General features: G+C 59.9%; 11 protein-coding genes and 1 tRNA gene. 7 read left to right on the top strand and 5 right to left on the bottom strand.

The annotated features are described in order from the left end of the window. The first annotated feature begins 53 nt into the window (after positions 1 to 53). The 7 genes from BLW70_RS27590 to BLW70_RS27620 all read left to right on the top strand — a co-directional run bounded on the left by BLW70_RS27590 (position 54) and on the right by BLW70_RS27620 (position 9,181). A complete protein-coding gene (locus BLW70_RS27590) occupies positions 54 to 1,562 on the top strand; it encodes a sigma-54-dependent transcriptional regulator (protein ID WP_074879441.1) in 1,509 nt (502 codons plus the stop codon). Between the two features lie 436 nt (positions 1,563 to 1,998). Continuing rightward, on the top strand, positions 1,999 to 2,382 hold the full coding sequence (gcvH, locus tag BLW70_RS27595) for a glycine cleavage system protein GcvH (protein ID WP_007949423.1): 384 nt from the start codon (positions 1,999 to 2,001) through the stop codon (positions 2,380 to 2,382). A gap of 11 nt (positions 2,383 to 2,393) precedes the next feature. Next, positions 2,394 to 5,246, top strand: a complete 2,853-nt coding sequence (gcvP, locus tag BLW70_RS27600; RefSeq protein ID WP_074879444.1) for an aminomethyl-transferring glycine dehydrogenase — start codon at positions 2,394 to 2,396, stop codon at positions 5,244 to 5,246. 207 nt (positions 5,247 to 5,453) lie between these two features. Continuing rightward, positions 5,454 to 6,830 (top strand): L-serine ammonia-lyase, encoded by a 1,377-nt coding sequence (locus BLW70_RS27605; RefSeq protein WP_008146925.1) that lies wholly within the window; start codon positions 5,454 to 5,456, stop codon positions 6,828 to 6,830. Between the two features lie 38 nt (positions 6,831 to 6,868). Then, a complete protein-coding gene (gcvT, locus tag BLW70_RS27610; protein ID WP_074879447.1) occupies positions 6,869 to 7,993 on the top strand; it encodes a glycine cleavage system aminomethyltransferase GcvT in 1,125 nt (374 codons plus the stop codon). Between the two features lie 390 nt (positions 7,994 to 8,383). Next, positions 8,384 to 8,596, top strand: a complete 213-nt coding sequence (locus BLW70_RS27615) for a cold-shock protein (protein ID WP_003175786.1) — start codon at positions 8,384 to 8,386, stop codon at positions 8,594 to 8,596. A gap of 96 nt (positions 8,597 to 8,692) precedes the next feature. Further along, the gene (locus BLW70_RS27620) at positions 8,693 to 9,181 is read left to right on the top strand and encodes an RDD family protein (protein WP_074879451.1); all 489 of its coding nucleotides are present in this window, start codon (positions 8,693 to 8,695) and stop codon (positions 9,179 to 9,181) included. A 134-nt stretch (positions 9,182 to 9,315) separates the two neighbouring features. Here BLW70_RS27620 and nadA read toward each other — a convergent pair whose 3' ends face one another. From nadA to ybgF, 5 genes are all read right to left on the bottom strand, one after another. Further along, the gene (gene nadA, locus BLW70_RS27625) at positions 9,316 to 10,374 is read right to left on the bottom strand and encodes a quinolinate synthase NadA (RefSeq protein WP_008146918.1); all 1,059 of its coding nucleotides are present in this window, start codon (positions 10,372 to 10,374) and stop codon (positions 9,316 to 9,318) included. Between the two features lie 272 nt (positions 10,375 to 10,646). Then, positions 10,647 to 10,722, bottom strand: a tRNA-Lys gene (locus BLW70_RS27630). 63 nt (positions 10,723 to 10,785) lie between these two features. After that, positions 10,786 to 11,478, bottom strand: a complete 693-nt coding sequence (queC, locus tag BLW70_RS27635; protein WP_074879454.1) for a 7-cyano-7-deazaguanine synthase QueC — start codon at positions 11,476 to 11,478, stop codon at positions 10,786 to 10,788. A gap of 1 nt (position 11,479) precedes the next feature. Next, positions 11,480 to 12,127: a 7-carboxy-7-deazaguanine synthase QueE gene (gene queE / locus BLW70_RS27640; protein WP_074880837.1), complete on the bottom strand. Its 648-nt coding sequence runs from the start codon at positions 12,125 to 12,127 to the stop codon at positions 11,480 to 11,482. A 167-nt stretch (positions 12,128 to 12,294) separates the two neighbouring features. Then, complete coding sequence (gene ybgF / locus BLW70_RS27645) at positions 12,295 to 13,134, bottom strand: tol-pal system protein YbgF (RefSeq protein ID WP_074879457.1); 840 nt, start codon at positions 13,132 to 13,134, stop codon at positions 12,295 to 12,297. Positions 13,135 to 13,140: the final 6 nt, after the last annotated feature.

Raw genomic sequence — 13,140 nt, forward strand, 5'->3', positions numbered from 1 at the left:
CCGCCCCAAGGCATACTTGCCACCCTCCGCACTCCAGAACCCAAAAACGCCCCATGCGTATCCACGTCAGCTTCATCGACCGCGTCGGCATTACCCAGGAAGTCCTGGCCCTGCTGGGTGGGCGCAATCTCAATCTGGATGCGGTGGAAATGGTCCCGCCCAACGTCTACATCGACGCCCCGACCCTGAGCCCGGAAGTTCTCGAAGAACTGCGCGATGCGTTGTTCAGCGTGCGCGGCGTGCAAGCGGTGACGGTGGTCGACATTCTTCCCGGTCAGCGTCGGCACCTGCAACTTGATGCGCTGCTCGCGGCCATGACCGACCCGGTCCTGGCGCTGGACAGTGCCGGCAAGGTGCTGCTGGCCAACCCGGCGCTGATTGCGTTGTACGGTCGCGAGCCTGACGGCGAAAGCATCGCCGAGCTGTTCGCCGACCCGGCACTGCTCGAAGCCCTGCTGGAAAACGGTTTCCGCCTGCCGCTGCGGGAAGTCACCGTCAACGGCCAGACGTTACTGCTGGACGCCACACCGATTACCGACGCCGGTGCCCTGCTGACCCTCTATCAACCCAACCGTATCGGCGAACGCCTCTCGGCGCTGCACCACGACCACGCCGAAGGGTTCGATGCACTGCTCGGAGAATCTCCGGCCATTCGCACCCTCAAGGCCCGCGCCCAGCGCGTTGCGGCGCTCGATGCGCCGTTGCTGATCCAGGGCGAAACCGGCACCGGCAAAGAACTGGTGGCCCGTGCCTGCCACGCCATCAGTGCTCGGTACGGTTCACCATTTTTGGCGCTGAACTGCGCGGCTTTGCCGGAGAACCTCGCCGAAAGCGAACTGTTCGGCTACGCCCCCGGCGCCTTCACGGGCGCACAAAGGGGCGGCAAACCGGGGCTGATGGAACTGGCCAACCAGGGCACGGTGTTTCTCGATGAGATCGGCGAGATGTCGCCGTACTTGCAGGCCAAGTTGCTGCGCTTCTTGAACGACGGCAGCTTCCGCCGGGTGGGCGGGGATCGTGAGGTCAAGGTCAATGTGCGGATCCTCAGCGCCACGCACCGCAACCTGGAAAAAATGGTCAGTGAAGGTTCGTTCCGTGAAGACCTGTTCTATCGCCTCAATGTCCTGAACGTCGAAGTCCCGCCCCTGCGCGAACGCGGCCAGGACATCCTGCTGCTGGCCCGCTACTTCATGCAGCAGGCCTGCGCGCAGATCCAGCGCCCGGTCTGTCGCCTGGCGCCCGGCACCTATCCGGCACTGCTGGGCAATCGCTGGCCGGGCAACGTGCGGCAATTGCAGAACGTGATCTTCCGCGCTGCTGCGATTTGCGAAAGCAGCCTGGTCGACATTGGCGACCTCGATATCGCCGGCACCTCCGTGGCGCGTCAGAGCGACAGCGACGTCGACAGCCTCGAACAGGCGATGGAAGAGTTCGAGAAGACCCTGCTGGAAAAACTCTACGTCAGCTACCCCTCGACCCGCCAACTGGCCAGTCGCTTGCAAACCTCCCACACCGCCATCGCCCATCGATTGCGCAAGTACGGCATTCCCAACAAGCCCTGAAATCCCCCAAACACCACAGAACCAATTGATCGTTCCCACGCTCCGCGTGGGAATGCCTCTAGGGACGCTCCGCGTCCAGTGACGCGGAGCGTCACGGGCTGCATTCCCACGCGGAGCGTGGGAACGATCATTTACTCAACCCAAAAGCGACCTACATCTGTACTGAAAGCGCTACAGCGGAACGATATCGCTACACCCTCTCCCGATCACCGCCGTGCAAGGCTTTGATCCACTTAGGCTTTTTTCTTCGCCCCGAGCTGTAGCGATTTCGCTACAGCCAGCCAATCGCTGCATCTCGAACAAACACATAACCTATTGATTTATAACAATAAAAAAACATTGGCCGCGATTTTGCTTAGTAACCATCCATAAAGTACGGCATTGCCGAGTATTCAATCGCGTCCACCAGACGAGTCTGGCCCCCTTAGGAGTTTCCATGAGCGAGTTGCGTTTTACTGAAGATCACGAATGGCTGCGTACCGAAGCTGACGGCACCGTCACAGTCGGCATCACCGCTTTCGCACAGAACGCCCTGGGCGACGTGGTTTTCGTACAACTGCCGGAGCTGCAGTCCTACGACAAAGGCGCTGAAGCCGCCACCGTGGAATCGGTAAAAGCCGCCAGCGGCGTGTACATGCCGCTGGACGGTGAAGTGCTGGAAGTGAACCCGGCGCTGGACAGCAGTCCTGAACTGGTCAACGAAGATCCGCTGGGCGAAGGCTGGTTCTTCCGCTTCCAGCCTACCGATGCATCGGCTGTCGCCAAACTGCTGGATCAAGATGCTTACGACCGTCTGATCAAAGCCAACGCCGAAGCCTGAGGAGCGCTGACATGACTCAAGTAAGCCTGACCACCGCCAACGAATTCATCGCCCGTCACATCGGCCCGCGCGCCGGCGACGAGCAAGCCATGCTCAACAGCCTCGGCTTCGACTCCCTGGAAGCCCTGAGCGCCAGCGTCATCCCGGACAGCATCAAGGGCACCAGCGTCCTTGGCCTCGAAGACGGCCTGAGCGAAGCCGACGCCCTGGCCTTGATCAAGTCCATCGCCGGCAAAAACCAGCTGTTCAAGACTTTCATCGGCCAGGGCTACTACGGCACCCACACGCCGTCGCCAATCCTGCGCAACCTGCTGGAAAACCCGGCCTGGTACACCGCCTACACCCCGTACCAACCGGAAATTTCCCAGGGTCGTCTCGAAGCGCTGCTGAACTTCCAGACCCTGATCAGCGACCTCACAGGCCTGCCGATCGCCAACGCCTCGCTGCTGGATGAAGCCACCGCCGCCGCCGAAGCGATGACCTTCTGCAAACGCCTGAGCAAGAACAAGGGCAGCCACGCCTTCTTCGCCTCCGTGCATTGCCACCCGCAAACCCTCGACGTGCTGCGCACCCGCGCCGAGCCGCTGGGCATCGACGTAGTGGTCGGTGATGAACTTGAACTGACTGACGTGACGCCGTTCTTCGGTGCCCTGTTGCAATACCCGGCGAGCAACGGTGACGTGTTCGATTACCGCGAATTGACCGAACGCTTCCACGCCGCCAACGCCTTGGTGGCCGTGGCCGCCGACCTGCTGGCGCTGACCGTATTGACCCCGCCGGGCGAATTCGGCGCCGACGTGTCCATAGGCAGTGCGCAACGCTTCGGCGTGCCACTGGGCTTCGGTGGCCCGCACGCGGCGTATTTCTCCACCAAGGATGCGTTCAAGCGCGACATGCCGGGTCGTCTGGTCGGTGTGTCCGTGGACCGTTTCGGCAAGCCGGCCCTGCGCCTGGCGATGCAGACTCGCGAGCAACACATCCGCCGCGAGAAGGCCACGTCGAACATCTGCACCGCGCAGGTGCTGTTGGCCAACATCGCCAGCATGTATGCCGTGTACCACGGCCCGAAAGGCCTGACGCAGATTGCCAACCGCGTACATCACCTGACCGCGATTCTGGCTAAAGGCTTGAGCGCATTGGGCCTGAAGGTCGAGCAGGAAAGCTTCTTCGACACCCTGACCCTCAACACCGGCGCGCACACCGCCACGTTGCATGAAAAGGCGCGTGCCCAGCAGATCAACCTGCGCGTGGTCGATGCCGAGCGTCTGGGCCTGTCCCTCGACGAAACCACGTCGCAAGCTGACGTGGAAACCCTATGGGCCCTGTTCGCCGACGGTAAGGCGCTGCCAGACTTCGCCGCCCTCGCCGCCTCGGTGGTCAGCACTCTCCCGGCCACACTGGTTCGCCAGTCGCCAATCCTCAGCCACCCGGTATTCAACCGCTACCACTCGGAAACCGAGCTGATGCGCTACCTGCGCAAGCTCGCCGACAAGGACCTGGCACTGGATCGCACCATGATCCCGCTGGGTTCTTGCACCATGAAACTCAACGCCGCCAGCGAAATGATCCCGGTGACCTGGGCCGAATTCGGCGCCCTGCACCCGTTCGCCCCGGCCGCGCAAAGCGCCGGTTACCAGCAACTGACCGACGAACTGGAAGCGATGCTCTGCGCCGCCACCGGTTACGACGCGATTTCGCTGCAACCGAACGCCGGTTCCCAGGGTGAATACGCCGGCCTGTTGGCGATCCGCGCCTATCACCAGAGCCGTGGCGAAGACCGCCGCGACATCTGCCTGATCCCGTCCTCGGCACACGGCACCAACCCGGCCACCGCCAACATGGCCGGCATGCGCGTGGTCGTCACTGCCTGCGATGCCCGCGGCAACGTCGACATCGAAGACCTGCGCGCCAAGGCCATCGAGCACCGCGAACACCTCGCCGCGCTGATGATCACCTACCCGTCGACCCACGGCGTGTTCGAAGAAGGCATCCGCGAAATCTGCGGCATCATTCACGACCACGGCGGCCAGGTGTACATCGACGGCGCCAACATGAACGCGATGGTCGGCCTCTGCGCGCCGGGCAAGTTCGGCGGCGACGTGTCGCACCTGAACCTGCACAAAACCTTCTGTATTCCGCACGGCGGTGGCGGCCCGGGCGTTGGTCCGATTGGCGTCAAGTCGCACCTGACGCCGTTCCTGCCGGGGCATGCGCAGATGGAGCGCAAGGAAGGCGCGGTCTGCGCCGCACCGTTCGGCAGCGCGAGCATTTTGCCGATCACCTGGATGTACATTCGGATGATGGGCGGTGCCGGGCTCAAGCGTGCATCGCAACTGGCGATCCTCAATGCCAACTACATTTCCCGTCGCCTCGAAGAGCACTACCCGGTGCTCTACACCGGCAGCAACGGCCTGGTGGCGCACGAATGCATCCTCGACCTGCGTCCGCTGAAAGACAGCAGCGGCATCAGCGTCGATGACGTCGCCAAGCGCCTGATCGACTTCGGTTTCCACGCCCCGACCATGTCGTTCCCGGTCGCCGGCACGCTGATGATCGAGCCGACCGAAAGCGAATCCAAGGAAGAACTGGACCGCTTCTGCGACGCCATGATCCGCATCCGCGAAGAAATCCGCGCAGTGGAAAACGGCACCCTGGACAAGGACGACAACCCACTGAAAAACGCCCCGCACACCGCGGCGGAAATCGTCGGCGAGTGGACGCATCCGTACAGCCGTGAGCAAGCGGTGTATCCGGTTGCGTCGCTGATCGAAGGCAAGTACTGGCCACCGGTCGGTCGCGTCGACAACGTGTTCGGCGACCGCAACCTGATCTGCGCCTGCCCGTCGATCGAAAGCTACGCTTAAACGGATAAGGGGGCGGGTCTACTCGCCCCCCCACATTCAAGAACACCACAAAACCCTGTGGGAGCTGGCTTGCCTGCGATAGCGGTGGATCAGTCAGCATCCCGCTTGCCTGACACACCGCTATCGCAGGCAAGCCAGCTCCCACAGGACCGAATCCAGCCAAAAGATTTTAGCCAATTCCTATAACAAGAAACCGGAGAACAACTCATGTCTTTAAGCGTGTTCGACCTGTTCAAGATTGGCATCGGCCCCTCCAGCTCTCACACCGTCGGCCCGATGCGTGCTGCTGCGCGCTTCGCCGAAGGTTTGCGCCGTGAAGGGCTGCTGGCCGCGACTACTTGCGTCAAAGTCGAGCTCTACGGATCACTCGGCGCCACCGGCAAAGGCCACGGCAGCGACAAGGCTGTGTTGCTGGGCCTGGAAGGCGAACACCCGGACACCGTGAACACCGAAACCGTCGCCGCCCGTCTGCAAGAGATTCGCGGCAATGGTCGTTTGAACCTGCTCGGCGAACACAGCATTGCGTTCAATGAGAAAGAACACCTGGCGATGATCCGCAAACCGTTGGCCTATCACCCCAACGGCATGATTTTTCGCGCTTTCGATGCCGCGGGGATACAAATCCGTAGCCGCGAGTACTACTCGGTCGGCGGCGGTTTTGTGGTCGATGAAGACGCCGCGGGCGCCGACCGTATCGTCGAAGACGCCACGCCACTGACCTTCCCGTTTAAAAGCGCCAAGGACCTGCTCGGTCACTGCACCACCTATGGTCTGTCGATCAGCCAGGTGATGCTGACCAACGAAAGCGCCTGGCGCCCGGAAGCGGAAACCCGCGCCGGCCTGCTGAAAATCTGGCAAGTGATGCAGGATTGCGTCGACGCCGGTTGCCGCAACGAAGGCATCCTGCCGGGTGGCTTGAAGGTCAAACGTCGAGCGGCAGCCCTGCATCGGCAACTGTGCAAGAACCCGGAATCGTCCCTGCGCGATCCGCTGTCGGTGCTGGACTGGGTCAACCTCTACGCACTGGCGGTCAACGAAGAAAACGCCAACGGCGGACGCGTGGTGACGGCGCCGACTAACGGCGCGGCTGGGATCGTCCCGGCTGTTTTGCACTACTACATGCGCTTCATCCCCGGAGCCAACGAAGACGGCGTCGTGCGTTTTCTGCTGACCGCGGCCGCGATCGGCATTCTCTATAAAGAAAACGCCTCGATCTCCGGCGCCGAAGTCGGCTGCCAGGGCGAAGTCGGCGTGGCCTGTTCCATGGCCGCTGGCGCCCTGTGTGAAGTCCTCGGCGGCACCGTGCAACAAGTGGAAAACGCCGCGGAAATCGGCATGGAACACAACCTCGGCCTGACCTGCGACCCGATTGGCGGATTGGTGCAAGTGCCTTGCATCGAGCGCAACGCCATGGGCTCGGTGAAAGCCATCAATGCGGTGCGCATGGCCCTGCGCGGCGACGGTCAGCACTTCGTCTCCCTCGACAAGGTCATCCGCACCATGCGCCAGACCGGCGCCGACATGAAAAGCAAATACAAGGAAACCGCCCGTGGCGGTTTGGCGGTCAACATTATCGAGTGCTGATGCTCACGCGCATCTGCACACTTTTTCAGGAGCTGGATATGTCCACCGAACAACTGTCGAAAACCCCGCTGCACGCACTGCACATCGAACTCGGCGCCCGCATGGTGCCGTTTGCCGGCTACGACATGCCGGTGCAATACCCGCTCGGCGTGATGAAAGAACACCAGCACACCCGTGATCAGGCCGGGCTGTTCGATGTCTCGCACATGGGCCAGATCCGCCTGACCGGCGCGAATGCCGCCAAGGCGCTGGAAAGCCTGGTGCCGGTGGACATCATCGACCTGCCGGTGGGCATGCAGCGTTACGCGATGTTCACCAACGAGACTGGCGGCATCCTCGACGACCTGATGGTCGCCAACCTGGGTAACGACGAACTGTTCCTGGTGGTCAACGCCGCCTGCAAGGATCAAGACCTGGCGCACCTGCGCAAGCACATCGGCGATCAGTGCACCATCGAGCCGCTGTTCGAAGAACGCGCCCTGCTGGCGCTGCAAGGTCCGGCTGCCGTCACCGTGCTCGCACGCCTGGCGCCTGAAGTGACGAAGATGACCTTCATGCAGTTCACCCGCGTGAAACTGCTGGGCGTGGACTGCTTTGTCAGCCGTTCGGGCTACACCGGTGAAGACGGTTACGAAATCTCCGTGCCGGCTGCCAACGCCGAAGCCCTGGCTCGCGCCCTGCTGGCCGAACCGGAAGTGGCGGCCATCGGCCTCGGCGCTCGCGACTCCCTGCGCCTGGAAGCCGGCCTGTGCCTCTACGGCCACGACATGAACACCGAGACCACCCCGATCGAAGCAAGCCTGCTGTGGGCGATCTCCAAGCCTCGTCGCGCTGATGGCGCACGTGCCGGCGGCTTCCCTGGCGCAGAAACCGTGTTCGCACAGCAACAAGCCGGTGTCAGCCGCAAACGCGTTGGCCTGTTGCCCCAGGAACGCACGCCGGTGCGCGAAGGAGCGGAGATCGTCAATGAAGCAGGCGACATCATTGGCGCGGTTTGCAGTGGCGGCTTCGGTCCGACCTTGGGCGGCCCTTTGGCGATGGGTTACGTCGACAGTGCTTACACTGCTCTCGATACGCCGGTATGGGCGATTGTTCGTGGGAAAAAGGTGCCTTTGCTTGTAAGCAAAATGCCATTTGTTCCACAACGCTACTACCGCGGCTGATTGACTGTTTCTATAAGTAACGCGGTTGCGTTAATAGTGCACTAATGTGTAACGCAACCGCCATAAAACAGTGCACACCTTCGATAACGAACTTGGCTTATAACGATCGAAAACAATTGAACACCTCTATCACATAAGCTAACGCTAGTTGCCGCTGAACGGCATCAACGCGAGCAATTCCGGGCCCTCCACAGGGCTTGTTTTTTCTCCCGTAGTTGGCGTAGAGTTTGTTCACTGTGTTTGCATGGGTCGCTTGGAATCGTGACCTGGGCAGTAGCCTACAAGTTAGCTACATCCCGTTCGACGTCTTCTTACTCTCCTGCAACCAGCCCCAGTACTCTTTCACAAGAAAGAGGCTGTCATTAATTTTTGCGTCAAAGGAAATAAGAAATGTCCCAACGTCAGAGCGGTACCGTCAAGTGGTTTAACGACGAGAAAGGGTTTGGTTTTATCACTCCAGAAAGCGGTCCGGATCTGTTCGTGCATTTCCGCGCTATTCAGGGCAACGGCTTCAAGAGCCTGAAAGAAGGCCAGAAAGTGACTTTCGTTGCTGTGCAAGGCCAGAAAGGCATGCAGGCTGACGAAGTACAAGCAGAAGCCTGATCTTCTGTAACGAAAAAGCCCCTGATGCTGACATCAGGGGCTTTTTTGTGCGCGTAAATACGTAAAATGGCTTCTTTTTTCCGTCCAGAGGCTGCCATGTCGAAACATCTTCTCAAACCTCAGGGCGACTTTCCTGCCGCCCCCTTGGGTCGTCGCCTGGCAGCGATGTTCTATGACTTCTTGTTGTGTACCGCCCTGCTGATCGTCACCAGCGGCATTTACAAGATGATTCAGATGGCGATCATCGGCGAAGACAAAATGCGCACCTTGACCGAAGCCGGCGCGCTGGACGGCGATCCATTGCTGTCGACGGTGCTGCTGTTTGTGCTGTTCGGCTTCTTCGCCAAGTTCTGGACCTGGTCCGGCCAGACCCTGGGCATGCAGGTCTGGTGCATCCGCGTACAAAACGCCGACGGCTCATCCATCAGCCTGTGGCAGGCATTGCTGCGCTTTGTGGTGTCGATCGCGTCCTTGCTGTGCGTCGGGCTGGGGTTCTTCTGGTCGCTGTTCGACAAACAGAAACGCAGCTGGCATGACATCTACTCCGACACCCAGCTCGTGCGGATTCCAAAGAAAGCCAAGTAGTTCAGCCATACAAAAACCAATGTGGGAGCGAGCCTGCTCGCGATAGAGGCGTATCAGTCAACATGGTTGTGACTGACAGAACGCTATCGCGAGCAGGCTCGCTCCCACAGTTTTTGCGGCTTAACTGACAGATCTCAGGCGTTGCCGGCCAATTTCATCCGCGCGGCCTGTGTGAAGTCGAGCATCCGCTTCAACGGCCGAATCGCTTGCGGAATCAACGCTGGATCGACAAATATCTCGTTTGTCCCTTCCTTCAAGCTCTTGAGCGTGCGCTCAAGGGTATTCATCGCCATCCACGGGCAATGTGCGCAACTACGGCACGCTGCGCCGTTACCGGCCGTTGGCGCTTCGATGAAGACCTTGTCCGGGCACAGCTGCTGCATCTTGTAGAAGATGCCGCGATCAGTGGCAACGATAAAGGTCTTGTTTGGCAGGCTCTGCGCTGCTGCAATCAACTGACTGGTGGAGCCGACGGCATCCGCCAGCTCGATCACCGACGTCGGCGACTCCGGGTGCACCAGAATCGCTGCGTCCGGGTACAGCGCCTTCATATCTTCGAGCTGCTTGGACTTGAACTCTTCGTGAACGATGCAGGCACCGTCCCACAGCAGCATGTCCGCGCCAGTCTGGCGCTGGATGTAGGTGCCCAAATGCTTGTCCGGGCCCCAGATGATGGTTTCGCCGTTATCCATCAGGCTTTCGACGATCTCCAGCGCGCAGCTTGAAGTCACCACCCAATCCGCCCGGGCTTTGACCGCCGCCGACGTGTTGGCATACACCACCACCGTACGTTCCGGGTGCTGATCGCAGAACGCCGAGAACTCGTCCACCGGGCAACCCAGGTCCAGCGAGCAGGTCGCTTCCAGGGTTGGCATAAGGATGCGCTTTTCCGGGTTGAGGATTTTGGCAGTCTCGCCCATGAACTTCACACCGGCGACCACCACGGTCTTGGCCGGGTGAGCATTGCCGAAGCGGGCCATCTCCAATGAGTCGGAGACACAGCCGCCGGTTTCTTCGGCCAGGGCCTGAATGACCGGATCGCAATAGAAGTGAGCAACCAGCACCGCGTCCTGAGCCTTGAGCTCGGCAGCGATGGCAGCACGGTAATAGGCCTCCTCCTCGGCAGTCAGCGGCTTGGGCTGCTTGGCGTCGAGGTGGGCTTGAACCAGAAGGCGTTCGGAAATCTGCGTCATGTTCGCAAGACCTGCAGGCGCGTTCGCGCGAAAGTCGAGTATACACCCGGCTCCGGCCCCTTCAGGGTACCGCCGGGAAAGTGAGTATCATCAGGCACGGACAACGTTGAAGCTGCGCAAGGCTACAGAATATCCCGTAGATGCAAAAGATGATTCTGACCTGCGTCACGCGGCTCAGCCCAGAACCCGGGCAACCTTAAATCGCAGGCAAAAAAAAATCCGGAAATCCTCACTTGCGTGGGCCTTCCAGACTTTTAAAACTGCTACAAAAATGGTGGGTCGTGTGGGATTCGAACCTACGACCAATTGGTTAAAAGCCAACTGCTCTACCAACTGAGCTAACGACCCGCTGTGTGGTGGCGCGTATAATACTGATTTTTAAGGACTATTCAACACCTAATTTGAAATAAATCAAAAATAAGGTGTTGGGTCACTGATTCCGGCTGCCGCAAAGCCTTCTGCACGCAGGCGGCAGCTGTCGCACTTGCCGCATGCACGACCGTTATCGTCGGCCTGATAGCAGGAAACAGTCAGGCCGTAATCAACACCGAGCTTCACGCCCGCCCGGACGATCTGCGCCTTGCTGAGGTTCTGCAGTGGCGCCTGGATACGAAAACCATTCCCCTCGACGCCGGCCTTGGTCGCCAGATTGGCCATGCGCTCGAAGGATTCAATGAACTCAGGACGGCAATCCGGGTAACCGGAGTAATCCACAGCGTTCACACCAATAAAGATGTCGCGGGCGCCGAGCACTTCAGCCCATCCCAACGCCAGGGACAAGAAAACGGTGTTGCGCGCCGGCACGTAAGTCACCGGAATACCTTCGCCCGCTTCTTCCGGCACATCGATGCTGGTGTCGGTCAATGCTGAACCGCCGATCCCGTTCAGGTTCAGGCCGATCACCTTGTGCTCGACCACACCCAGGTCGCGAGCGACACGTTCGGCGGCGTGCAATTCTGCGTGAGAGCGCTGACCGTAGTCGAAGCTCATGGTGTAGCAGCTGTAGCCTTCAGCGCGAGCCATGGCCACCACGGTCGCGGAGTCCAGACCGCCGGACAGCAGGATGACCGCACGTTTTTCAGCAGTGTTCAGTTGTTCAGTCATTTCAGCGCCCCGGCTCGTCATTCCAAAGATATTTATGCAACTGCAATTGCAGACGCACAGGCAGGTTGTCCGCCACCACCCAGTCAGCCAGGTCCCTAGCATTGAGGTCATGGTGACTCGGCGAGAACAGGACTTCGCCGGCACGCTGATCCAGACCGTACTGGATCAGCTTGGACACAGCCCAGTCATAGTCTTCCCGCGAGCAGATGACAAACTTCACCTGATCGTTGCGCGTGAGCAGTTCGATGTTCTCGTAGCGGTTGCGGTGGGCTTCTTTCGAACCCGGGGTTTTCAGGTCGACGACGCGACTGACCCGTGGATCGACCGCCGAGATATCCAGGGCACCGCTGGTTTCCAGCGAGACCTCGTAACCGGCGTCACACAACTGCTTGAGCAATGGGATGGCATTGGGCTGTGCCAGCGGCTCGCCGCCGGTGACACAGACGTAACGCGGACGAAAACCGGCCACTTGCTCGAGGATGTCGTCGAGCGTGCGAAGGGTGCCGCCAGTGAATGCATAAGCGCTGTCACAGTATTGGCAACGCAATGGGCAACCGGTCAAGCGCACAAAAACAGTGGGCAGCCCGGCAGTCCGCGTTTCACCCTGCAACGAGTAGAAAACTTCGGTGATTCTCAATGTGTCTTGCATAGTCGCCACGGGCATGACAGCTAAACAGGCTGTCCGCCTCCGTCAGGCACTTCAAGGAACCCCGCCATCGCGCAGATCCCAAAAAGCGTGTTTCATAAAAAGGGCGTGAATTCTAACGAAAAAACCCGCGACAAGCGCGGGTTTCTTCAAGACGGGTAAAGCCGCCCTTACATTTTTTGCAGATCACGCTGGGCCAACTGAGCGGCGGAAGTGCCCGGATATTGGGACACAACCTGTTGCAAAATACCTTTGACCTTGTCGGGATGACCAAGACGGCGCTCTACATCAGCCAGCTTGTACAGCGAATCAGGCACTTTTGGATGCTTGGGGTACAGCTGGGAAACCTTGGCAAAAGCCTGACCTGCACCTTGCAGATCGCCTTTGGCCAGGTTCACTTCCCCCAACCAGTACTGGGCATTACCCGCGTACTGACTGTTCGGGTACTTGCGCAGGAATGCGGCAAAAGCCTGACTGGCCTTGTCGAAGTCCTTGGCTTTGATCAGGTCGAAGGCTGCATCGTAATACAGTTTTTCCTTCGCCGGATCAGCCGGCTCGCCACCCGCGGCAGGCGCTTGTGTGGAAGTGGCAGCGGCTGCCGCTCCCGCTGCTGCACCGGGGGCATTCAAACTGCCACCGGTGGAAGAATTATCAGGAGTCGCGGCTGGTGCAACGCCGGTTCCTATGCGCCGATCAAGGTCCTGATATCGCTCCAGGCTCTCTTGCTTCATGCGCGCTACATCATTTTGCAGAACTTCGATGATGCCTTGTTGGCGCGAGATCTGCTCCTGCATCGATTGCAGTTGGTTGAACAGCTCGCCCTGTGCCGAGACAGGGGCCGAAACCCCTCCCCCGGCATAGGCGCCGTTCGTACCGTAACCTGCAGGCGGATTATTAGTCCCGCTATTGGTATAGCCGGAGTCATTATCGACCACAGGAACCGCAGCCCACACCGCAAGCGGTGCGAGGCTGAGAGCCAAAACAGTTACAGCACGACGGCACGTTCGCATGACGAA

It is taken from the genome of Pseudomonas frederiksbergensis (assembly GCF_900105495.1).
GTDB lineage: Bacteria > Pseudomonadota > Gammaproteobacteria > Pseudomonadales > Pseudomonadaceae > Aquipseudomonas > Aquipseudomonas frederiksbergensis.

Bases quoted from the DNA above. Each gene is read 5' to 3' on its own strand.
- BLW70_RS27590 (WP_074879441.1), top strand. From the start codon at position 54: ATGCGTATCCACGTCAGCTTCATCGACCGCGTCGGCATTACCCAGGAA.
- gcvP (WP_074879444.1), top strand. From the start codon at position 2,394: ATGACTCAAGTAAGCCTGACCACCGCCAACGAATTCATCGCCCGTCAC.
- queC (WP_074879454.1), bottom strand. From the start codon at position 11,478: ATGACTGAACAACTGAACACTGCTGAAAAACGTGCGGTCATCCTGCTG.
- gcvT (WP_074879447.1), top strand. From the start codon at position 6,869: ATGTCCACCGAACAACTGTCGAAAACCCCGCTGCACGCACTGCACATC.
- ybgF (WP_074879457.1), bottom strand. From the start codon at position 13,134: ATGCGAACGTGCCGTCGTGCTGTAACTGTTTTGGCTCTCAGCCTCGCA.
- BLW70_RS27615 (WP_003175786.1), top strand. From the start codon at position 8,384: ATGTCCCAACGTCAGAGCGGTACCGTCAAGTGGTTTAACGACGAGAAA.
- gcvH (WP_007949423.1), top strand. From the start codon at position 1,999: ATGAGCGAGTTGCGTTTTACTGAAGATCACGAATGGCTGCGTACCGAA.
- BLW70_RS27605 (WP_008146925.1), top strand. From the start codon at position 5,454: ATGTCTTTAAGCGTGTTCGACCTGTTCAAGATTGGCATCGGCCCCTCC.
- BLW70_RS27620 (WP_074879451.1), top strand. From the start codon at position 8,693: ATGTCGAAACATCTTCTCAAACCTCAGGGCGACTTTCCTGCCGCCCCC.
- nadA (WP_008146918.1), bottom strand. From the start codon at position 10,374: ATGACGCAGATTTCCGAACGCCTTCTGGTTCAAGCCCACCTCGACGCC.
- queE (WP_074880837.1), bottom strand. From the start codon at position 12,127: ATGCAAGACACATTGAGAATCACCGAAGTTTTCTACTCGTTGCAGGGT.